Origin of the sequence: Pandoraea apista (assembly GCF_001465595.2) — a bacterium.
Taxonomy (GTDB): domain Bacteria; phylum Pseudomonadota; class Gammaproteobacteria; order Burkholderiales; family Burkholderiaceae; genus Pandoraea; species Pandoraea apista.
On record NZ_CP013481.2, the window covers coordinates 5,465,186 to 5,486,680 of the forward strand.

The following is a 21,495-nucleotide window of genomic DNA, read 5'->3' on the forward strand; positions in this document are numbered from 1 at the left end:
ATGGGCTTGCGCTGAGCGGCCCGTTTTCTGTGGATGTGGCAGAATCGGCAAACAGAAAATGAAACGTTTCATGAAACGCTTTTGAAACACTCATGAAACGGTGCGCCATGCGTTTCATCAGTGCCGTACGGAGACATCGACATGCCCCCCAGCCTTTCCGGCGACGCGCCAACGCGCCCGGCCGCCTCTGCACCGTCCGATCCCCGCGCGCGCCGTCCGGGCATCGCACTGGTGAGCATCAGCCGGTTGCAAACCCTGTGCGAGACCGTCGCGCCGCGTTACACCGACCGTGCGCGCTTTTACTCCGTGCGCGAGGGCTACGGTGCTGCCGTTGCAGCGTTGCAGTCCTATGTGGAATCCGGGGCTGTCGACGTTGTGCTGGCGGCCGGATCGAACGGCGCCTATTTGCGCGAAAATCTGTCGGTGCCGGTCGTCACCGTTAAGGTCAACGGCTTCGACGTGCTGAGTGCCATTACGCGCGCGACCACAACGTGGCCGGATCAGCCGCTTGGCCTCGTGCTTCACGAGACGGTATCGCGCGAGCTGGACGATCTCGGTCAGTTACTGAAGATTCAGCTTCGGCAACGCGCTTACCGTTCCGTCGACGAGGTGAAGGCGGCCGTCGACACGCTGGCGGCGCAGGGATGCAAGGTCATCATCGGTCCCGGCATGGCGTGCGATCTGGCGCAGGAGGCTGGGCTCGAACACGTCTTCCTGTATTCGCTCGGTGCGGTGGAAGAAGCCTTCGAGCGATCGGTCGAACTGGCGCGCGTGAGCCGCGAGAAGGAGTCGAAGCGCATGCGTTTGAACACCATCGTGGCGCATATGCGCGATGGGGTCGCGGCCTTCGATGAAAACGGGCAACTGGAAGCGGTGAATCCCGCGATGTTTTCGCTGCTGGACATCGACGCCGAGCGCGTCGCAACGCCAGGCGCACGGCAATTCGAATTGACGCGAAAGCTCGGGCCGATGTTGCGCGAATTGTCGGAGGGCGGTTTGGCCATCGAGGAGCGCCTTGCACATATCGACGCCCGCGCCTTCATCATGAGTTGCGTGCCGATCTACGAGCACGGCATGCGCTCGGGTGCGGTGGTCACGGTTCAGGACGCTCAGATGGCGCAGCGCATCGACCGGTCGTTGCGCACAACGCAGCGGCCCAGACATCTGGTCGCGAAACATGAGTTGGCCGAGTTGGTCGGCGATTCTCCGCAGATCGAGAAGGTGAGACGGCTGGCACGCGCCGGTGCCGCGCACGACGCAACGGTGCTGCTGAGCGGTGAGAGCGGGACAGGCAAGGAACTGGTTGCGCAGGGCATACACAATGCGAGTGCGCGGCGTGGCAATCCGTTCGTCGCCTTCAACTGTGCCGCCCTCCCCGAGGGGCTGATCGAGAGCGAATTGTTCGGCCACGACGAGGGGGCGTTTACCGGCGCGCGGCGCGGGGGCAAGGCAGGATTGTTCGAGATCGCGCACACCGGCACCATTTTTCTCGACGAGATCGGCGAGATGCCCGCCGCATTGCAGAGCCGGTTGCTGCGGGTGTTGCAGGAGCGCGAGGTGATGCGGCTGGGATCGGGGCGTCCGGTGCCGATCGATGTTCGCGTAATCGCGGCGACGCATCGCGATCTCAACGCGCTGGTCGCAGAAGGGCGCTTTCGCGCGGATCTGTATTTCCGGTTGAACCTGTTGCAGGTGACACTGCCAGCGTTGCGCGAGCGCCGCGAGGATATTCGCCGGCTCGCACAAACACTGCTGTCGAGAAACGCCGCGCAGTACGGGCTGGATGCTCGTGCGTCGAAGCCGATTCTCAAAGTCCTCTCACCGCTGTTCGATCACTACGACTGGCCCGGCAATGTGCGTGAGCTGGAGAATCTGCTGGCGCGTGCCGCGATTTATCTGGATAGCGACGTCGCGCGCCATGCGCAGACCCTGCATGAGGTGTTTCCGGAGTTGTTGCGGGTCTCAGCGCGTAAGCCACAGCCTGCGCAGCCTCCTGTCGACGAGAGCGCATCTGCCGCCCCCGTTACCCCAGCGGCAGCGCTCGCCGCGCTGCAAGCCGCTGGCGGCAATCGTGCCGCCGCCAGCCGGGCGCTAGGTATCAGCCGGACAACGTTCTGGCGACTGATGAAGTCCGTCGACCCATCTCGGAAGTGAGTGCCGCGACGGCACACACAAAAATCCGAAGACTAGATCACGCCTTGGGCGAGCATGGCATCGGCAACCTTCACGAAACCGGCAACGTTCGCGCCGTTCACGTAGCTGACCGAGCCGTCGGCGCGACGGCCGTGTTGCAGGCAGACCTCGTGGATACTGCGCATGATGTCGTGCAGCCGCGCATCGACTTCTTCACGCGGCCACGAAATGCGCATGGCGTTCTGGCTCATCTCCAGCCCGGAGGTGGCCACGCCGCCCGCGTTGCTCGCCTTGCCCGGCGCGTACAAAATGCCGTGGCTTTCGAAGCGTTTGGCGGCCTCGTTGGTCGACGGCATGTTGGCCCCTTCCGCCACGCAAATCACGCCATTCCTGATGAGCGTTGCGGCATCGTCGGCATCCAGTTCGTTCTGCGTGGCGCAAGGCAACGCCACGTCCACGGGGACGTGCCAGGGTCGCTGGCCGGGCAGGAATTCAAGTCCGGCGCGTTTTGCGTAATCGCTGACGCGACCGTAGTGATGGTTCTTCACATCCATCAGCTCGGCGAGCTTTTCGGTGGTGAAGCCCGCGTCATCGACAACCGTACCGCTGGAGTCGGAGACGGTAACGACCTTGGCGCCAAGTGCCATCGCTTTCTCCACTGCGTACTGCGCCACGTTGCCCGAGCCCGACACGCTTACCCGCAATCCGTCGAAACTGCGGCCGGTCTGCTTGAGCATTTCCTCGGCGAAGTACACCGTGCCGTAACCGGTGGCCTCCGGACGAATCAACGAGCCGCCGAACGACAGGCCCTTGCCCGTGAACACGCAGTCGGCGCGGTTCGAGAGCTTCTTCATCATGCCGGCCATGAAGCCGACTTCGCGGCCTCCCACGCCAATATCACCCGCAGGCACATCCGTGTCGCTGCCGACATGGCGGAACAGTTCGCTCACGAACGCCTGACAGAACCGCATGACTTCGCCTGGGCTCTTGCCCTTCGGGTCGAAGTCTGAGCCGCCTTTGCCGCCGCCCATGGGCAACGTCGTCAGCGCGTTCTTGAACGTCTGCTCGAACGCGAGGAATTTCAGAATCGAAAGGTTGACCGACGGGTGGAAGCGCAAGCCCCCTTTGTACGGGCCAATGGCAGAACTGTGCTGAATGCGGTAGCCGCGGTTGACCTGAACGTCACCGTGATCGTTGACCCACGACACACGGAACATAACGATGCGCTCGGGTTCGACCAGACGGTCGAGCAAACCATGCTCGGCGTATTTCTGATGCTGCGATATGAACGGCCACAGGCTTTCCATCACCTCCGTGACCGCTTGCAGGAATTCCGGTTGGCCGGGGTTGCGCTCGGCGGTGGAGCGCAGAAAATCGTCAAGTGATTGATATTTCATCTCGGATGCCCATCAATGGTGCTTATTCTTGTGAAGAGCCTGCATTTTGCACCATTTAGGATCACGAGCTAATCAAAAAAGAAATGTGGATGGACGCGGCCGGCATTCCCTTGCCAATCACATCGCGCGCAACGCCCTCTCTCGCTATGTCGTGAGCCCTTCCTTCGGCTTTGGGTTCTTCGAGACGTTCGCCGACCGTCGGCACATGTCTCGGCGCCGGACAGTATTCACGCTCGTCCGGCCAAAAGGCCCCCTTGTCAGCCGGCTTCAAAATAATTTCAATTGGAAAGAAATTTCATCGAAATTCACCCGAAAATTTCACATAGGTGAAATCTCTAATATCGACACCGAATTCGGCTGCTCAGAATGCAGGCTCAGGTCACTGTGACGTCTCGCTCTGGAAGGTCGTATATGGACACCACCAAAACCGGCAGTTTTCCGGCACCGAAGGCCCGCAAGGGCAGCCGGACCCGCGACGTGATCGCGGCGAACTTCGGCACGTTTTTTGAGTGGTTCGATCTTCTGGTGTACGCGATGTTCGCGATCACCATCTCCAAGCTGTTCTTCCCGCAGGGCGATCCGCAGTCGGCATTGCTGTTCAGCCTGATGACCTTCGCGAGTTCGTTCCTGATCCGGCCGGTCGGTGCGGTGGTGCTGGGCATCATGGCCGACAAGGTGGGACGCCGCGCCACGCTGAGCTTCGCGGCAATGCTGATGCTCGCCGGCACGGTCTTGATCGCCGTGTCGCCAACCTACGATTCGATTGGTGTCTGGGCGCCGGTGATCCTCGTCACGGGCCGCCTGCTGCAGGGCTTCTCGGTAGGTGGGGAGTTCGGCACGGCGAACTCGTACCTGACGGAGCAGAGCGCGTCGCGAAAGGCTTTTTTTGCGAGCTTGCAGTTCTCGGCGTCGGGCCTCGCGGTGCTCGCCGCGTCGCTGTTCGCATACTTCTGCAACCATTCGCTCACGCAAGACCAGATCAACGCATGGGGCTGGCGTCTGCCGTTCCTGTTCGGTTGTCTGATCGGCCCGGTCGGACTGTACATTCGGTCGAAGATCGATGAAACCGCCGACTTCGAGAAGGTCAAACATGCGGGGGCTACGGTGCAGAACCCGCTCGCGGAGACGTTCAAGTCACACAAGCGCTTCGTGCTGATCGGCGCGGTGGTTGCGGCCGCAGGCGTGGTCGCCAGCTTCCTGAACCTCTACATGCCGACGTTCGCGATCAATAACCTGGGCCTGACCAAGGACGACGCGTTCATCGCCTCAATCTGCAGCGGGGTCGTATGCACGCTGGTGCCAATGCTTGGCGGCATTACGGCTGACCGTCTCGGCACCGTCAAGGTCATGCGCACGGCCCTGATCGTCGGCGTGATTCTGGTCTTCCCGCTATTCCAGATGCTGACACGCTCGCCTTCGCTGCTGACGCTTGCCGTCTTCCAGTGCACGCTGTCGTTCGTGTTCTACAGCTTCTATTACTCGCCGATCGGATCGCTGCTCTCCCAGTTGTTCCCGACGTCCTGCCGCACAACGGGCGTGTCGATCGCCTATGTCATCGCGCAAACGTTCTTTGGCGGCATCACGCCGTTGGTGGTCGGCTTCATGGTCAAGACCACGGGTAGCGTAATGGCCCCGGCGTATTACATCGTGATCATTGCCGTGTTTGCCCTGATCGCGCTGCATGCGAGCCGCAAGCACGTGAAGTAACGGCTTGGCGCCAGACGTCAGGCGCCATTTAGCGCCGCTGATAAGGAGTCACGCCCGGCAGCCCCAGGAGGGTCTGCCGGGCTTTTCAATTTTGGCACCGGCGGCATGGCGCCCTTCGTATGCAGTTTTTGCAATGCCTCCCCTTATTGATGTCATTGCCTGCACGGCGCGCCTGCACCAAGATGATTTCACGCGCCCGCGTCCCCTCTGGAGTTCACGATGAACATTCGACAACTCGAAGCCTTCCGCGCCACGGTAACGGCCGGCACCGTCAATGGGGCGGCGGAAATGCTTGGGACCTCGCAGTCCACCGTCAGCCGCCTGATCGGACACCTCGAACGCTCGCTGGCGCTGACATTGTTCGATCGCGCCAACGGCCGGCTGGTGCCGACTCCGGAAGGGCATTTGATCTTCGAGCAGGCCGAGCATGCGTACCGGTCCTACGCCCGTATTCAGGAGCTTGCGGCAGACGTGCGGCAAAACCGAGTGGGACAGATCGCCATCTCGTGCATGCCGGCGCTGGGCCTTGGCTTTCTGCCGGGCGTCATCAAGGCGTTCTGCGAAAAGTATCCCGGCGTGAGCGTCTCGCTGGAGATCCAGTCGTCGGCACGCGTGGAAGACTGGATCGCCGCGCAGCAAACCGATTTTGGCCTGGCCGAGCTACCGTTCTCACGGGCGGATGTCGCCGTCGACGAGTTTTGCCGCGTGCCTTACTACGCGATCGTGCCGCCGGGGCACCCGCTGGCGGCACGGCGTGAGTTGCAGCCGCTCGATTTCGACGGCATGCCGTTCATCTCGATGACCAGCGTCTGCCAGGTGCGCCATCACGTGGATCAGTTTTTCGACGCACACGGCGTGCGCCGCGTGACGCATCTGGAAACGTCTTACCTGCAAGCCGTCTGCGAGTTTGTGCATCTCGGCATGGGCGTTGCGCTGGCCGATCCGTTCACGGTGCATGCCAACTTCGGTCGCGTCGAAGCGCGGATGATGTCGCCCTCGCTCGACTTTGGCGTGGGCCTGCTATATCCGCGGCATCGACCGCTCTCGAAGGTGTGCCGCACCTTCATCACGTTCCTGCGCGAGTACCGCGACCGCTGTTTTGCCGAGGTCGCGGCGCGCTGCAACGACTAACGGCGCCCTCCGGGCCTTTTTCTTCTTCCCGCCCCTCGACCCCCTAATCACCCGCGAAGAAACCCACCATGACGACTGATCGCAAAATGAAACTCGGCCTGTCGATGCGCTACCTCGGCTATCACGTCGCCGCGTGGCGCCACCCCGAGGTACCGGCGGACGGTGCGCTCGACTACCGATACTTCCTGGCAAATGCGCAGAAGGCAGAGGCGGCCAAGTTCGACATGATCTTCTTCGCCGACGGGCTCGGCATCCGTGCGCAGGACAATCCGCGCGGCGCGCTGGCCCGCGACATGCGCAACGCCGAGCTGGAGCCGCTGACGTTGCTGGCCGCGATTGCTGCAAATACCTCGCATATCGGGCTGGTCGCTACGGCGTCGACGACTTACAACGAGCCATTTCACGTTGCACGAAAATTCGCCTCGATCGATCACATCAGCGGCGGACGTGCCGGCTGGAACGTCGTGACGTCGTGGTCTAACGAAGAAGCCCGGAATTTCGGCCGCGACGAGCACCTGGGCTATGAAGAGCGCTACGAACGCGCCGATGAGTTTGTCGAGGTCGTGAAATCGCTCTGGCAAAGCTGGGAAGACGACGCCTTCGTGCGCGACAAGGCCAGCGGGGTGTTCTACGACGAACGCAAGCTGCATGTGCCTAACCACGCGGGCAAGCACTTTCAGGTACGCGGCCCGCTGAACTCGGCGCGCACGCCGCAAGGGCGGCCGCTGATCGTGCAGGCGGGGGCCTCGGAGGCAGGGCGGGCGCTGGCGGCGCGCGAGGCCGATCTCGTCTACAGCAACTCGCACAACCTCGCGCACGCCCAGGCGTATTACCGCGACTTGAAGGCCCGGCTCGCGGCACACGGACGTGCGCCGGACGATTTGCTGATCATGCCGGGGCTCACTCCCTTTGTGGGTCGCACGCGTCAGGAGGCGCAGGACAAATTCGACCAGTTGCAGGAATTGATCGACCCGATCAGCGGCCTGGCGAGCCTGTACGACGCGCTGGGCGACCTGTCCGGCTATCCGGTCGATGGGCCGGTGCCGCAGATCGAGGCGGGCGGCAGCATTCGTAGCATCGCCGAGAATCTGCTGGCCATGGCGCGCAGCGAGAATCTCACGATCCGCCAGCTATACCAGCGTGTGGCGGCGACCTACACCGTGCGCATGGTGATCGGCACGCCGGCCGACATTGCCGACCAGATGGAGGCGTGGTTCCGGAACGAAGCCGCCGACGGATTCAACATCTGCCCGGCGACACTGCCGCATGGCATTGACGACATGGTCGAACTGGTTGTGCCCGAATTGCGCCGCCGAGGGCTGTTCCGCACCGAATACGACGGCACGACGCTGCGCGCAAACCTTGGTCTCAAGCCGTTGACGTTCCGGCAGGACTGAGCGCCAGGACAGCGCCGCAAAACCTCACCGGGGCGGTTGCGGCAAGCCGCCAATCCACGACACAGGCAGTCCGACATCATGATATCCACCGTGCAGGTTCCCGATTTTCAGCAGGCGATGGCAACGTTCCCCGGCGGCATCACCGCCGTCACAACACGCAGCGTCGACGGCCCTATCGGCATGATCGCCACCGCCGTATGCAGCGTCTCGGCCGAGCCACCGTCGATTCTTGTCTGTGTGCACAAGAGCGCGTCGGTGCACGATGCCATTCTCGACGCCGGTTGCTTCGCCGTGAATCTTCTATCTACCGGCCACCGCGAACTGGTCGCCCGCTTTGCACAGCAGCAGGGCGCGGAGCGTTTCGAGCCACATCTGTGGGCACCGCTCAAAACTGGCGCGCCGACCCTCGCCGGGGCCGCACTCACGCTCGATTGCACGTTGCTCGACACGCACGACGGCTACTCCCACACGATCATCGTAGGCGCCGTGGCTGCCACGAAGATCAATCGCAGCGCCGATACCGGCTGCCTGCTCTGGCACGGCCGCACTTTCGCACGCAGCAGCCCGCTGACAGCATGAAGGCGTGACGATATCGCGTTCCAGGCCGTTGCCAACCTGTGGCGATGACGTCAAAAGCGGGCCTTTCCGAATTGACGCTATATCGAAATCACTCTAAGCTTTTTGAAGTGATATTGAAATTCGTCGAGCGTACGTTTCATGCGCCCCCGCCCCGTTGCGTCCCCGATTCCTTTTCGCCATGTCATCGAAGCCGAAAGCCGTCAGTCCCCAACCCTTGAGCGCACGCTCAGCGCAGACCCCCGACGCTGCCGGGCGTCTGGCAGAAGATTCGCCCGACGATCCTGCGGTACAGGCCAGCGACAAGGAGCTCGGCATGCGCCTGCGCGCCATGCGCACCGAGCGCAAGTTCACGCTGAAGGATCTGGCCGCGCGCACCAACATGTCGATCGGCATGCTAAGCCAGATCGAGCGCGGCGTGAGTTCGCCGTCGATGCGCTCGCTGCGTCAGTTGTGCCATGCGCTGGGCGTGGACGGGGCTGCGTTGTTCACGTCGGCCCCGGCACAGGCAGAAGATGCGCCGAGCACGACCGAGCCCAGTGAGTTCGTGGTGTGGGCAAACCAGCGCAAGCCCCTGCGGTTAGCGGGTTCGGGGGTGACCAAATCGCGCATCACGCCGTCGAACTGTGCGTCGCTCGAGGCATTCATGATGGAGCTTGAGCCGGGCGCAGCCTCCGACTCGAATCTATTGGTACAAGCCGGCGACAAGGTGGGATACGTGCTTGCCGGGAAATTGCGCGTGTTCATCGACGACACCACGTTAGTGCTCGGTCCCGGCGACACCTACGGCTTCACGGGCAACCGGCCATATCGCTGGGAAAACGCGTGGGACGAGCCCACGGTGTTCATGGTCGTGAACAGTAACCACTTCTACGTGTGAACGTGGCGACTGCTGCGCAAATCTCTTCGCTTACTGTTTCCTATTGTCGATGGGTGATTTATGGCTAGTGTTCTCCCCAAACAGGTCGATGTCGCAATCATCGGCGCGGGCATCATCGGAATAAGCACAGCATGGGCGCTGGCGAAAGCCGGTCTTCGCGTGGCGGTGTTTGAAAAGGGTGTCATTGCGGGCGAACAATCGTCGCGCAACTGGGGCTGGATTCGCACGGTCGGGCGCGATCACAAGGAGTTGCCGCTCGCCATGCAGGCTATCGACTTGTGGAAAGAGATTCAGGCCCGGCATGATGTCGGCTATCGCCAGACCGGCGTGGCGTATCTGGCCGAGTCCGACGCGGACATGGCCGGCTATCGCAAGTGGCTCGACAAAGCGTTGCCGCTGGGTGTGCCGGCGCAATTGCTGAACCGCGAGCAACTGCCGGAGTTGTTCAACACACCGTCGGCGCGTGGCTGGATCGGCGCACTGCATTGTCCCGTGGACGGCGTGGCCGAGCCCGATCGTGCTACCAAGGCGATTGCGGCGCTGGCCGTGGCCGAGGGTGCGCAAGTGTTCGAGCAGACTGCCGTGCGTTGTCTCGACCGGCAGGGGGGACGCGCAAGTGGTGTCGTAACCGAGCAGGGCCGCGTAGCTGCCGATGCCGTGGTGTTGGCCGGTGGCGCCTGGTCGCGCCTGTTCTGCGGCAATACGGGGGTGGACTTCCCGCAGTTGAAAGTGCACGCCTCGGTTTTGCGAACCACACCCATGGACGCCGGGCTGGATCTCGCCGTCAACGGGAAAGACTTCACGTGCCGCAAGCGTGCCGATGGCGGATATTCGGTGTCGCAACTTGGCGCATCGGTCGCCGACCTCACACCCGACAGCATTCGGCTGTGCCGCCAGTTCTTCCCGGCGTGGCTCTCGGAAAAGAAGTACCTGAAACTGCGTGTCGGCAAACGCTTTCTCGACGAATTGATGATGCCTACGCGCTTTGGCGCCGAAGGTCCCACGCCGTTCGAAGCGCATCGCACGCTCGATCCGTCCCCCGGGATGAAATCGATCGGTGTAGCGCTCGATAAGCTCAAGCAAGCGTTCCCGGCATTTGGACCAGCGCAGATCGCGCACGCATGGGCCGGCTTTATCGACGTGACGCCCGATGCGATTCCTGTGATCTCTGGCGTCGACGATGTGCCGGGATTCTTCCTTGCCTCCGGCTTTTCGGGTCATGGCTTCGGCATCGGTCCGGCCGCAGGTGCGCTGATGGCCGACCTCGTGCAAGGCAACACGCCGCGGGTAGATCCCTACGCCTTCCGCCTGTCGAAGTACACCAGACATTGAATCCAGCGCGCTGAGACAAGAGGCGGTCAGTTCGACTGTGCCGCGTTCTTCTCAAGTTACACTTTCTTTTAGTAGTCCTTTTTAATTGAGATAGAGGTGAGTTGTGGCCGATAGTCATTCGCGTCTGGTGCGCTTTAGCGCGGGGCCCTTGCAGAATCCAGAGATCGGCAAGCCGCGCCGTCCAATGGAAGGCGATACCGTATTTCGCAGCATGATCGGTTTCGAGGGCAACGGCGGCCGGGCGTCGTCCGGCATCTGGGAAAGCACGGCGGGCAAGTTCCGGGCGGACACCACCGGATACATCGAGTTCGGCTACATCCTGGAAGGCGATTGCCGCGTAGTCGACCCTGACGGCACGGTACATGCCCTGCGAGCCGGCGACCCGTTCGTGATGCCAGAAGGCTACAAGGGGCACTGGGAGGTCGACGCCTTCGTGAAGAAGGTCTGGTTCGTCTCGCTGACGGATTGAACGTGCTTGCCGGGCCACGCGCGATGTTCGGCGTTGGCCCGTTGTCATGCATTACCGGGCGCGGCGCGTCAAACAAGGTTGTGCCGCTCGCTTGTCTCGACGCACCGCGTTCTCGGCAGCCGTCTCCCGATCAGGGACGCAGGAGTATCGAGCCGCTCGTTTCCCCCCTTTCGAGACGTCGCTGCGCTTCGGCTGCCTGCGCGAGAGGCAGCACGGTACCGATCTTGGCCTTGAGTCCTTTTCGCAAGCGCTCGAACGTGGCCAGTCCCCCTTCGCGATAGCGAACCGGATCGGACACGAAGCGAAAGACGCTGGGGCGAGACAGTGAAATCGAGCGGGCGGGACCGAGCAAAGACAGGTCGATGGGAGCCGGGTCGCCGCTCACCTGACCCACGCTGGCGACCACGCCGAACGGGCGAACCGTGCCCAAAGTCTCGACGAGTGTGGTCCCGCCAATTCCGTCGATGGCGTAGTCGACGCCACGGCCGTCGGTCATCGACAATATCGCGGCGCCGAAATCTTGTTCTCGATAGAGAATCACCTCGTCCAGACCATGCGCTTTCGCCAATTCGGCCTTTGCGGTCGAACCGACCGTGCCGATGACACGCGCGCCCAGCGCTTTGGCCCACTGCACCATGACCAGACCGAGTCCGCCGGCGGCCGCGTGAATCAGCACTGTGTCGCCAGCCTTGATGGGGTAGACATAGGCGCTCAGCATGTGAGCGGTAATTCCGCGCAACAGGAGGCTGGCGGCGACATCGTCGTCAATGTCGTCGGGCAGCGGAATCACCCGATCGGCGGCGAGATTTCGCGCACTCGCATAGCTTCCGGCCGGCAGGCCAGCGTACGCAACGCGTTGCCCCGGGTGCAGCGATTCGACACCCGGCCCCACGGCTTCGACGACACCCGACGCTTCGACACCCAGCACTGCGGGCAGCGCTGGCAGCGCATAGCGGCCGGTGCGGTGATAGATGTCCACAAAGTTGACGCCGATTGCCGTGTGGCGAATCTGAACCTCGCCGGCGGCGGGAGCGGGCAGTGCCGCTTCGCCGACTTTCAATTGCGAGACGTTACCGTACTCTGCCAACGCTACCTGAACCACGGGGCGTGAGGAGGCATGGGGTGCGGGGCTGGAAGTCATACTGTTCTCCGGTTGATTGTTCTGGCAAGCTCATGTTGCTCCGATAAAATTCACCCAACAATTCCGGATAAATCGGCAATGAGTGTGCAAAAAAACACAGGACGAATGCCCTTGGAAAGCGCGCGCCTCCAATGGGACGACATCCGATATTTCCTTGAACTGGCCCGCGTCGGGAGCCTCTCGGGAGCGGCACGGCAACTGAGCGTTGAACATTCGACGGTTGCACGGCGAGTCGAAGCCCTGGAACAGTCGTTGGGGGTCAGGCTGTTCGATCGGCTGCCGAAGGGTTGGTCGCTCACACCGGAAGGGGAAACGTTGGCGAAGCAGGCCGCGCGTCTCGACGACGAAGCGCAAGCCTTTTCGCGGGCGGCCGTGGGCGTATCGTCGCTGAAGGGCACCGTGCGCCTGTCGGCTCCGCCAGTGCTGGCGAGCCACCTTCTGGTGCCTCGGCTGGCCGACATACGAGCGCGGTGGTCCAACATCGATCTGGAGGTGATAGGGGAGTCGCGCGACGCGAATCTGGCGCGCGGCGAAGCCGATCTCGCCATTCGTCTGTCGAGACCCACCGCGCCGGGCCTGGTCGCGCGGTGTATCGGGAAGATGGGGTATGGCCTTTACGCTGCCGACGGCTATACGGCGCGGCCACCGTCGGAATGGGAGTTCCTCGGCTATGACGAGAGCCTCGATCAAGTGCCGCAGCAGCGTTGGCTCAATCAAACGGCGGGAGACCGCCGCTTTGTCTTTCGGAGTAACGATCTGGCCGCGTTACTCCATGCGGCCCGGGCAGGGTTGGGGATTGCAGCGCTCCCGACGTTTCTCGCCGCACAGGACCCTGGCTTGTGCTTGCTAACGGATCACACTTGCTCGACCGTGCGACAGCTTTGGCTCGTCATGCACCCGGATGTCAAACGCTCGCCACGTGTCCGGCTCATCGCCGATCTGCTTGTCGAGCTGGTCAGCCGGACCCCGGAGCTATCGCTGGAAGCGCCGGAGGGGCTGCGCGCGCTCTAGGCAATTTCGGGTGCCGATGTGTTTATCGGCGGGGCTTCCGGCGGGCGCTTCTGCGCGATCGGGAATTGCATGTCGCGGTAGCGCACGAAGTGCGACCCGCGTACAAGTTTGTAGCCTGCCCAGATCAGCAGGAATAGCGGGATACCGATATAGGTCGCGACCACGCCGCCCCAATCGATCCTGTCGTGCAGGAACGCCTGATAGTTCTGGCCGAGGGTGATGATCAGGCAGAGCACGAAGGCGAAGATCGGGCCAAACGGGAAGTACGGCGAGACGTAGGGCAGATCGGCCAGCTGGTGGCCACGTTTGACGTAGCCGCGGCGGAACCGGTAGTGACTGATCGCGATGCCCAGCCACGCGATGAAGCCTGTCATACCTGACGTGTTGAGCAGCCAGATGTAGACGGCGTTGGGACTGAACACGAAGGTGAAGAAGCACAGGGCTGCGACGGCGGCCGTTGCCAGCAGTGCCCAGAGCGGCACGCCGTTGCGCGAAATGCGGCCGAAAACGCGAGGTGCCTTGCCATCGCGGGCCAGGCTGTAGAGCATGCGTGTCGCTGCGTACATGCCCGAGTTACCCGCCGAAAGCACGGAGGTCAGCACCACCGCGTTCATGACGGATGCGGCTCCCAGGAGCCCGGCTCGCTCGAAGATCAGAGCGAAAGGGCTGACGCTGATGTCGGTCACATCGTTACGTAGCAGATGGGGATCGGTGTACGGAATCAGCAGGCCAATCACCAGAATTGCCGCGACGTAGAAGAGCAGGATACGCCAGAAAACCTGACGCACGGCGCGCGGGAGATTGCGTGCAGGGTCCTTCGATTCGCCTGCGGCGATGCCGATGAGTTCGGTGCCCTGAAACGAAAAACCCACCACCATCGCCACACCGATCAGCGCCGCGAAACCGCCGGCGAACGGTGCGTCGCCGACCGTCCAGTTGGCGACGCCGCCGCTTTCTCCGCCGCGAATGATGCCTAACAGCATCATCACGCCCATTGCCACGAAGGCCAGCACGGCGAACACCTTGATCAGCGCAAACCAGAATTCGGCTTCGCCGAAACCGCGCGCCGACAATGCGTTGAGTCCGAAGGTGATGGCGAGAAACAATGCGCTCCAGTAGACGCCCGGCACGCTTGGGAACCAGTAAGCCATGACCAGTTGGGCCGCCACGAGATCGACGGCGACGGTCACGGCCCAGTTGTACCAGTAGTTCCATCCCAGCGCGAAACCGAAGCCTTCGTCCACGTAGCGCGCGCCGTAGGTCGAGAACGAGCCGGACACCGGCATGGCGGCTGCCAGTTCCCCCAGGCTGGTCATCAGAAAGTAGACCATGAGGCCGATCAATACGTAACCGAGCAGTGCGCCGCCGGGCCCTGCCTGCGCAATGGTGGCGCCGGAGGCCACGAACAAGCCAGTCCCGATGGACCCACCCACCGCGATCATTGTCAGGTGGCGCGCCGACAAGGTGCGACGCAACTCACTCGGGGCCGGTGCCCCCGCCTCGCCACCGTCGCGGTGCTGTTCGTGTTTGGGTCGTGCCAACGTCGTGTTCCTTAAGTGAAAAATGTGCAGGAAGAAAAGCAAAAAGGAAAAAGAAAAGGCCTTAAACATGAAGGCCTTTTGCGATTTCCATCCCGGGGTTCGTTGCCGTAGGGTGCCGCAGTCAATGCGACCATGTGATCAGAAAAATCAATGGGTTACCACCGTGATCGCCAATGGCCGCATATGGTAACACTACGGTTCTTGCGACTGACCGATAGCAGCGCCAGAGTCGTTGCGCTCGGTCATGTTGTCGCGCTCGCAGGTCAATGCGCACGTACGGCGTTCGTAATGGCGCCCGCACATTCGCGCACCATTGCTCCCAACTTGCCTGTCACTTCCTCACGCGTCCAGCGACTGCTGGGCGCCACGATGTGTACTGCGGCGATGGCTCGGCCGTGCTTGTTGTACACAGGCGCGCCCACGTTCATATGCCCCAGCATGTACTCCTCGAAGTTCATCGAGAAGCCGCGCGCACGGCTTTCGACAATCTGCGCGAAGATCGTCTCCGGGTCGAGCAGCGTCGCCGGGGTGAGCGGCTTGATTTCCGACTCGCGCAACAGTGTGCGAGCTTCCTCATCGGGCAAACCGGCGAGATAGGCCCGACCCGCCGAGGTGCAATACATCGGCATGCGACTGCCGATCGCCATGTGCGCGACGATGGGCTTGCGACTCGTAAACGACGCGACGTAGACCATGTTCGTACCGCACGGCTCCGTGAGCGCCACGGTTTCGTCGCATGTGCTGTTCATCGCGGAGAGAAACGGATTGGCACTCTCGATCAGCGGATTCGCAGCAACGTAATTGCAGCCGATCTCCATCACCTTGTTGGCCAGTTCGTACCGTCGCGTGTACGGGTCCTTGGTCACGTACCCCAGCGTGTCGAGTGTGAACACGATGCGCTGTGCCGAGCTGCGTGTGATGCCCACCGCCTCTGCGATTTGCGCGAGGCTCATCTGACGATTGCGCGCGCCAAACGCCGCCAGGATCGCCAATCCCTTGTCTACAGACTGGTTGAACATCGGTGAATCCTTGCCCATTGCGCGGCTCCTTTCGTTACAAATAAATCGCTTATCGATTATTGATAGGCGTTTACCGAATCTTGATGTGTGAATACACTGAAATCAACCGCTTTATGAATTGATTGTATCGCATATCGATTATCAATGCGCGCATTGGCGGTCATCGAGTCGGCGTCTTCCCGTATCGATTGACGGGGACGTTGTTCACCATCGAAAGCCGTCCCGAAGTTGGGACGAAGGGAACGCCAATGAAAGTCGGAGTTGAAGTGGGGGGGACGTTCACGGATCTGGTCGCACATGACGATGGCCGGATTCGCGTCATCAAGGTGCCCAGCACCCCGGCCTCGCCGGATATCGGGGTGCTCGACGCCCTTCGTATGGCGGGCATCGATTTCGCCACGATCGAGGACTTCGCGCACGGTTCGACCGTTGCCACTAATGCCGTGCTCGAGCGCAAGGGCGGCAAGGTCGCTTTCGTCGCGACGCAGGGGTTCCGCGACATCCTGTTCCTGCAACGTCACGATCGAAAGCATATCTACGACCTTTTCTACAAGAAGCCGTCGCCGCCGGTGCAGCGTCGCGCCTGCTTTGAAGCCAAAGAGCGAATCCTGACCGACGGGAGCGTCGACACGGCACTCGACGAAGCGCGCTTTCGCAGCGAAGTGCTTCCGCAACTGGAGCAGGGCGCCTACGACGCCGTCGCCATCTGCCTGCTCAACGCGTACCGCAATCCGGCCCACGAGCTGCGTCTGGCCGAACTGATTCGCGCCGCGTTGCCGAATGTGACGGTGACCTGCTCGCATCAGGTGGCTTGCGAGTTCCGCGAATACGAGCGTGCCAGCACAGCCACGCTCTCCGCTTTCGTACAGCCGGTCATTGCCGGCTATCTGGGTCGCCTGACTCAGGCGCTAGAGCGCGAGGGCTTTCGCGGCCGCTTCTCCGTCATGCAGTCGAACGGCGGCCGTTTGCCTGCCGACGCCATGCGAGAGAACGCCATCAGCGCACTATTCTCGGGGCCGGCCGCTGGCGTGGTCGGCGCCGTGCGCCAGGTCGTGCGTTCCGGTTATCGCAACGTCATCACCTTCGACATGGGCGGCACCAGCTCGGATGTATGTCTCGTGCAAGATAGCAAGCCTACGCTCGCGTCCGAAACCGAGATCGACGGCCTGCCGGTGCGTACGCCTGTCCTCGACATCGTCACGGTCGGCGCCGGTGGCGGCAGCTTGATCTGGATCGACGACGGCGGCATGTTGCGTGTCGGTCCGAAGAGCGCCGGCGCTCAGCCGGGACCCGCCTGTTACGGCCGCGGCGGCACCGAACCGACCATTACGGACGCTCACGTGGTGCTTGGCACGGTGCGGGCGGAAGCATTTCTCGGCGGCCAAATGGCCCTCGATGTGGCCGCCGCGCATCGCGCCTTCGATCAGTTAGCAGCGCACTTTGGTCTGTCGGTCGAGGCAGTCGCCCACAATGCCGTTCGCCTGGCCAACGCCAACATCGTTCGCGCCATCCAGCTCGTGTCGACCGAACGAGGCCGCGACCCGCGTGACTACGTGCTCGTGCCGTTCGGCGGTGCGGGCCCGATGCAGGCCGCTCAGATTGCCGAAGATCTCGGCATCGGCACGGTAGTGGCGCCGCCGAACCCCGGGGTGACGTCGGCCCACGGCCTGCTGGCGTCCGATTTCATCAAGTACGAAACGCAAACGTACCGCGTGCAGGTTGCAGACGACACCTGCGACCAGTTGCGCGAGCGCTTCGCCAGGATGAAAGCGGATCTTCAAGCGCAATTCGAGCAGATGGCGTTCGACCAGCCGCTGGAATTCAGCTTCACGCTTGAAATGCGCTACGTCGGGCAGGCCTTCGAAGTGCCGATCGAACTCGACGCCGCGGCGCTCGCCGCACTTGAGCGTAAGTCGCTGAGCGAGCACTTCACCGAAGCACACGAGCGAATCTACTTCCATGCGGACAAGACGGGGCGTCCGATCGAGGTCGTGGCGCTGCGTGTCGGCGCCACGCTGGTCACGCCTCACGTCAGCGCAACCGCAAGTGTCACGGGCAATCTGGACGCCGCACCGGGTGAACCCGCACTTTACGACGGCCGAAACTGGACGCCATGCCGCCGTCGCACGGTCGCAGCGCTGGGTGCAGACGGCGCGGCGTTGGCCGGCCCGGCGGTGCTGGAGGACTACACCACCACCGTACTCGTGCCGGCGGGCTGGCAGGCCAGCGTGGACACGCAATCCAACCTGATTCTCTCCAAGGGGGTTTGACGATGCCTGTCAATCCGTTCGACAACGCCATCATCAGTCAGAGCGTGCTGGCCGCCGCCCGTGAGATGGGCGTGAAGCTGATCCGTTCCGCTTACTCGACCATTCTGCGCGAAGCGAGCGACGGCTCAGCCGCCATCAGCAACCGGCAAGGCGATATCGTTGCACAAGCCGAATTGATTCCGATCCAGCTCGGCCCGATCGGCATCACGCTGAAACAGTGTCTGGCGCGTTTTCCCGTGGAGACGATTACGCCGGACGATTTCATGATCACCAACGATCCGTATTCTGGCGGCCAACATCTTCCGGATGTCTACATCTTCTGCCCGATTTTCTACGGTGAGCGCCTGATCGGATTTTCGGCAAGCGTCGCGCATCAGATCGACTTCGGCGGCGGTGCGCCCGGCCTCGACCCCGGGGCCACGGATATTTATCAGGAAGGCTTGCGCCTGCCGCCGACCAAGTGGTCGCAAAGCCGCGACTGGAACGGCGGACCGCTGGAACAACTGGTGCGGGCCAATATCCGCGTGCCGGATCTGACCATCGGCGACATGAATGCCATGTTCGCCGCTAACGCGATCGCTGCCGCGCGCGTCGCCCAGCTTTGCGACAAATACGGTGCAGACACCGTGACCGAAGTGATGGCCGAAATGGTGAACTACTCGGAACGACGTTTCCGTGCTGCCATCGCGCAATTGCCCGACGGCGTGTACTACGGGGAAGACGTGATCGATGACGACGGTGTGACCGACGAGCCGCTGCTCATCAAGGTCAAGGTCGAAGTGCGCGGGGACGCCATCGACATCGACTTCACCGGTAGCAACCCGCAGGTGCGGCGCAACTTGAACTCGCCGTTCTCCTGCACGGTGTCGGCGGCAGTCACATGCGTCAAATCGGTTCTGACGTCACCGGATATTCCCTTCAACGACGGCATTCTGCGGGCGGTTCGAATCAGCGCGCCGTACGGCTCAATTCTGAATCCGGCGCCGCCTTCGCCGGTGCGGGCGCGGCTGGAGGCCAACTACCGGATCTATAACGCCATCATGCGAGCGCTCGCGCCGGTCGCACCGGAGAAGGTGATTGCAACGGGCTTCGATACGCTGACCGCCGCCTGTTTCTCCTTACAGCGTGACGAGAGTTTTAGCGTGTATCTGGAAATTTTCGGCGGCGGCTACGGCGGCTCGCAACACGGCGATGGATGCGATGCGGTCGACTCGCCGCTGTCGAACTGCGCCAATACGCCAGTCGAAGCGCTGGATATGGAATACGACTTCTTCCGCCTGGAGCGCTACACGTTGGAGCCTGACTCGTTCGGTATTGGGAAATATCGGGGCGGCGCGGGGTTCAGCCGGGAGTACAGCGTGCTCAAGGACGGCGTGGTCTTTGCGATCTATGCCGACCGTCACCGGTACGCACCGCAGGGACTATTCGGCGGCGAGGCCGGCGAGCGGGGCTACTGCGAACTCACACGCAACGGTGTGACGGAGCGCATTGCGTCGAAATCCATGGTCACGCTCAATCGCGGCGACCGCGTCAAGGTCTACATGGGCGGTGGCGGCGGCTATGGCGATGCTGCGGAGCGTCCGCGCTCGCTGCGCGAAGCCGATATCGAAGACGGCATGGTCACTCAGTGAGTCCACACACAACGGAGGGCATGACAATGAAAGTGCATTTGACCGGGAAACGTCGCCTGAGCAGCCTGTGCATCGCCACGGTGACGGCCATGGCGGCCATGATCGCGTCGGGCGTCGCCCATGCCGGCATCGAGGGCAATACCGTCAAGATCGGCTTGCTCACCGACATGAGCGGGGCCTTCTCGCAGTTCTCCGGGCAAGGCTCGGTCGTTGCCGCTCAAATGGCCATCGACGACTGCCTCGCCAAGGAATGCAAGGGCCTGAAGATCCAGCTCCTCACGGCGGATCACCAGAACAAGACCGATATTGCGCTCTCCAAGGCGCGTGAGTGGGCAGACGTCGAACACGTGGATGCCTACGCCGACATGGTCAACTCGGCCGTTGCGCTGGCCATGGAAAATCTGGCGGTGCAAAAGAAGAAGATCGCTCTGTTTGTCGGCGGTCCGCTCAGCATCACCAACGAGAACTGTCAGCCCGAGTACGCGGTGCAGTGGATGTGGGATACCTACTCGCAAACTGCCGCAGCGATCAAGGGGCTGGCCAAGCCCAAACAGGCTTGGTACTTCGTGACGGTCGATTACGCCTACGGCCTGGCCGCCACAACGGAGGCACGCAAACAGCTCGACGCAATCGGCGCACAAACGGTCGGCGAGTCCAAGCATCCGCTCAATACCAGCGACATGTCTTCGCAGATCATCGCAGCCCAGCAGTCGAAGGCCGATGTCGTGGCGTTCGCGAACTCTGGCGCCGACGCGGCCAACGCGATCAAGACCGCCAGCGAGTTCCAGCTTGGCGCGAAGAAACAACTGGCCGCGTTTTTCCCGACCGTCTACGAAATCAAGGGCATCGGGCTCTCGCAGGCGCAGGGTCTCCAGTTTCCGGAGAGCTTCTATTGGGACCTGGACGACGGCACCCGCAGCTTCAGCAAACGCTTCATGGACCGGTACAAGAAGGGACCGCCGTCGCTCACGCACGCCGGCGTGTATTCGTCCGTCTACCACTATCTCAAGGCAGTCGTTGCCGCCGACTCGAAGGACCCGGCACTCGTCATGCGCAAAATGCACGAGCTTCCCATTAAGGATGACGTGGTGCGCAACGCGACCCTGCGTGCCGATGGCCGCATGATCCACGACTACTACTACTTCAAGGTGAAGTCGCCGAAGGAGTCGAAAGGGCCGTGGGATCTGTACACCCTGCAAAAGGTGCTTCCGGGCGAGCAGGTGTTCCTGCCGGCATCGCAAAGCCAGTGCCCGGCGCTCAAGAAGAGCACGGCGTCGCGCTGATCGATTCCTGTCAGGGATAGGCCCCGCGCGCCAGACGCGGGGCACCTTGCGCGTTTGGCGTGAGGAGCCCGCGCTAGGCCCGGTTTTGCCGACCGACTGTCACGCAATTCATTTTCCGGTGAGCGGTATGCCTCACGAAGACCCGATTCTGCGAACTCACGCGCTGACCAAATCCTTCAAGGGATTCTCAGCAGTAACCGACGTCAACCTCGAAGTCCGGCGCGGCTCCCTCCACGCGCTGATCGGCCCGAACGGCGCCGGCAAGACGACGTGCTTCAATCTGCTGACCAAGTTCCTGACGCCGAGCACCGGCAGCATCGTCTTCAACGGCATAGATATCACGCGCGAGAAGCCCGCCCAGATCGCGCGCCGGGGCGTCATCCGTTCACTCCAGATCTCGGCGGTCTTTCCGCATCTCACCGCGCGCCAGAACGTGCGTGTCGCGTTGCAACGGCGGTCGGGCATGAGTTGGCAGTTCTGGCGCAGCGCACGCGCCCTCGATGCCCTCGATGCCCTCGACGCCCTCGATGCGCGTGCGCACGCGAGTGCCGCCGAATCCGAATCATGAAGCGCTGCG

16 protein-coding genes and 1 pseudogene are annotated in these 21,495 nt (G+C 62.4%); 13 read left to right on the forward strand and 4 right to left on the reverse strand.

Going from position 1 to position 21,495, the window contains the following annotated elements:
• The first annotated feature begins 141 nt into the window (after nt 1-141).
• Nucleotides 142-2,154: a propionate catabolism operon regulatory protein PrpR gene (gene prpR, locus AT395_RS24695; protein ID WP_048628415.1), complete on the forward strand. Its 2,013-nt coding sequence runs from the start codon at nt 142-144 to the stop codon at nt 2,152-2,154.
• 32 nt (nt 2,155-2,186) lie between these two features.
• On the opposite strand, the gene gdhA is transcribed toward prpR, so the two are convergent.
• Nucleotides 2,187-3,530 carry an NADP-specific glutamate dehydrogenase gene (gdhA, locus tag AT395_RS24700; protein WP_042113733.1) on the reverse strand — a complete coding sequence of 448 codons (1,344 nt, stop codon included), beginning with the start codon at nt 3,528-3,530 and terminating at the stop codon, nt 2,187-2,189.
• A 411-nt stretch (nt 3,531-3,941) separates the two neighbouring features.
• Here gdhA and AT395_RS24705 point away from each other — a divergent pair, with 411 nt between their 5' ends.
• The 7 genes from AT395_RS24705 to AT395_RS24735 all read left to right on the forward strand — a co-directional run bounded on the left by AT395_RS24705 (nt 3,942) and on the right by AT395_RS24735 (nt 11,022).
• Complete coding sequence (locus AT395_RS24705; RefSeq protein ID WP_042113730.1) at nt 3,942-5,237, forward strand: MFS transporter; 1,296 nt, start codon at nt 3,942-3,944, stop codon at nt 5,235-5,237.
• Between the two features lie 219 nt (nt 5,238-5,456).
• The gene (locus tag AT395_RS24710) at nt 5,457-6,368 is read left to right on the forward strand and encodes a LysR substrate-binding domain-containing protein (RefSeq protein WP_048628414.1); all 912 of its coding nucleotides are present in this window, start codon (nt 5,457-5,459) and stop codon (nt 6,366-6,368) included.
• Nucleotides 6,369-6,436: 68 nt separating this feature from the next.
• Nucleotides 6,437-7,765: an LLM class flavin-dependent oxidoreductase gene (locus tag AT395_RS24715; RefSeq protein WP_048628413.1), complete on the forward strand. Its 1,329-nt coding sequence runs from the start codon at nt 6,437-6,439 to the stop codon at nt 7,763-7,765.
• 78 nt (nt 7,766-7,843) lie between these two features.
• Nucleotides 7,844-8,344: a flavin reductase family protein gene (locus tag AT395_RS24720; protein ID WP_048628412.1), complete on the forward strand. Its 501-nt coding sequence runs from the start codon at nt 7,844-7,846 to the stop codon at nt 8,342-8,344.
• Nucleotides 8,345-8,522: 178 nt separating this feature from the next.
• Entirely contained in the window at nt 8,523-9,221 is a 699-nt protein-coding gene (locus AT395_RS24725) for a helix-turn-helix domain-containing protein (protein WP_082164715.1), read from the forward strand.
• A gap of 60 nt (nt 9,222-9,281) precedes the next feature.
• The gene (locus tag AT395_RS24730; protein WP_042113724.1) at nt 9,282-10,553 is read left to right on the forward strand and encodes an NAD(P)/FAD-dependent oxidoreductase; all 1,272 of its coding nucleotides are present in this window, start codon (nt 9,282-9,284) and stop codon (nt 10,551-10,553) included.
• A gap of 103 nt (nt 10,554-10,656) precedes the next feature.
• The gene (locus AT395_RS24735; protein ID WP_048628410.1) at nt 10,657-11,022 is read left to right on the forward strand and encodes a cupin domain-containing protein; all 366 of its coding nucleotides are present in this window, start codon (nt 10,657-10,659) and stop codon (nt 11,020-11,022) included.
• A gap of 130 nt (nt 11,023-11,152) precedes the next feature.
• On the opposite strand, the gene AT395_RS24740 is transcribed toward AT395_RS24735, so the two are convergent.
• Nucleotides 11,153-12,163, reverse strand: coding sequence for a quinone oxidoreductase family protein (locus AT395_RS24740; RefSeq protein ID WP_048628409.1), 1,011 nt, complete (start codon nt 12,161-12,163; stop codon nt 11,153-11,155).
• Nucleotides 12,164-12,241: 78 nt separating this feature from the next.
• Between AT395_RS24740 and AT395_RS24745 the strand changes: the two genes are divergently transcribed.
• The gene (locus AT395_RS24745; RefSeq protein ID WP_082164713.1) at nt 12,242-13,174 is read left to right on the forward strand and encodes a LysR family transcriptional regulator; all 933 of its coding nucleotides are present in this window, start codon (nt 12,242-12,244) and stop codon (nt 13,172-13,174) included.
• Here the strand turns inward: AT395_RS24745 and AT395_RS24750 are convergent.
• Both AT395_RS24750 and AT395_RS24755 read right to left on the reverse strand, forming a co-directional pair.
• Nucleotides 13,171-14,784: an amino acid permease gene (locus tag AT395_RS24750; RefSeq protein ID WP_376738406.1), complete on the reverse strand. Its 1,614-nt coding sequence runs from the start codon at nt 14,782-14,784 to the stop codon at nt 13,171-13,173. The two genes, AT395_RS24745 and AT395_RS24750, sit on opposite strands and share 4 nt — an antisense overlap.
• 194 nt (nt 14,785-14,978) lie before the next feature.
• Complete coding sequence (locus AT395_RS24755; protein WP_042113714.1) at nt 14,979-15,752, reverse strand: IclR family transcriptional regulator; 774 nt, start codon at nt 15,750-15,752, stop codon at nt 14,979-14,981.
• Between the two features lie 230 nt (nt 15,753-15,982).
• On the opposite strand from AT395_RS24755, the gene AT395_RS24760 reads away from it, so the two are divergent.
• The 4 genes and pseudogenes from AT395_RS24760 to AT395_RS24775 form a co-directional block, all read left to right on the forward strand.
• Nucleotides 15,983-18,004, forward strand: a complete 2,022-nt coding sequence (locus tag AT395_RS24760; protein WP_048628447.1) for a hydantoinase/oxoprolinase family protein — start codon at nt 15,983-15,985, stop codon at nt 18,002-18,004.
• Between the two features lie 2 nt (nt 18,005-18,006).
• Nucleotides 18,007-19,635 carry a hydantoinase B/oxoprolinase family protein gene (locus AT395_RS24765; protein WP_048628406.1) on the forward strand — a complete coding sequence of 543 codons (1,629 nt, stop codon included), beginning with the start codon at nt 18,007-18,009 and terminating at the stop codon, nt 19,633-19,635.
• Nucleotides 19,636-19,661: 26 nt separating this feature from the next.
• Nucleotides 19,662-20,918: an ABC transporter substrate-binding protein gene (locus tag AT395_RS24770; RefSeq protein ID WP_048628405.1), complete on the forward strand. Its 1,257-nt coding sequence runs from the start codon at nt 19,662-19,664 to the stop codon at nt 20,916-20,918.
• Nucleotides 20,919-21,045: 127 nt separating this feature from the next.
• Nucleotides 21,046-21,477 (forward strand): annotated as a pseudogene (locus AT395_RS24775) (ATP-binding cassette domain-containing protein); the annotation flags it as partial.
• Between the last annotated feature and the right edge of the window lie 18 nt (nt 21,478-21,495).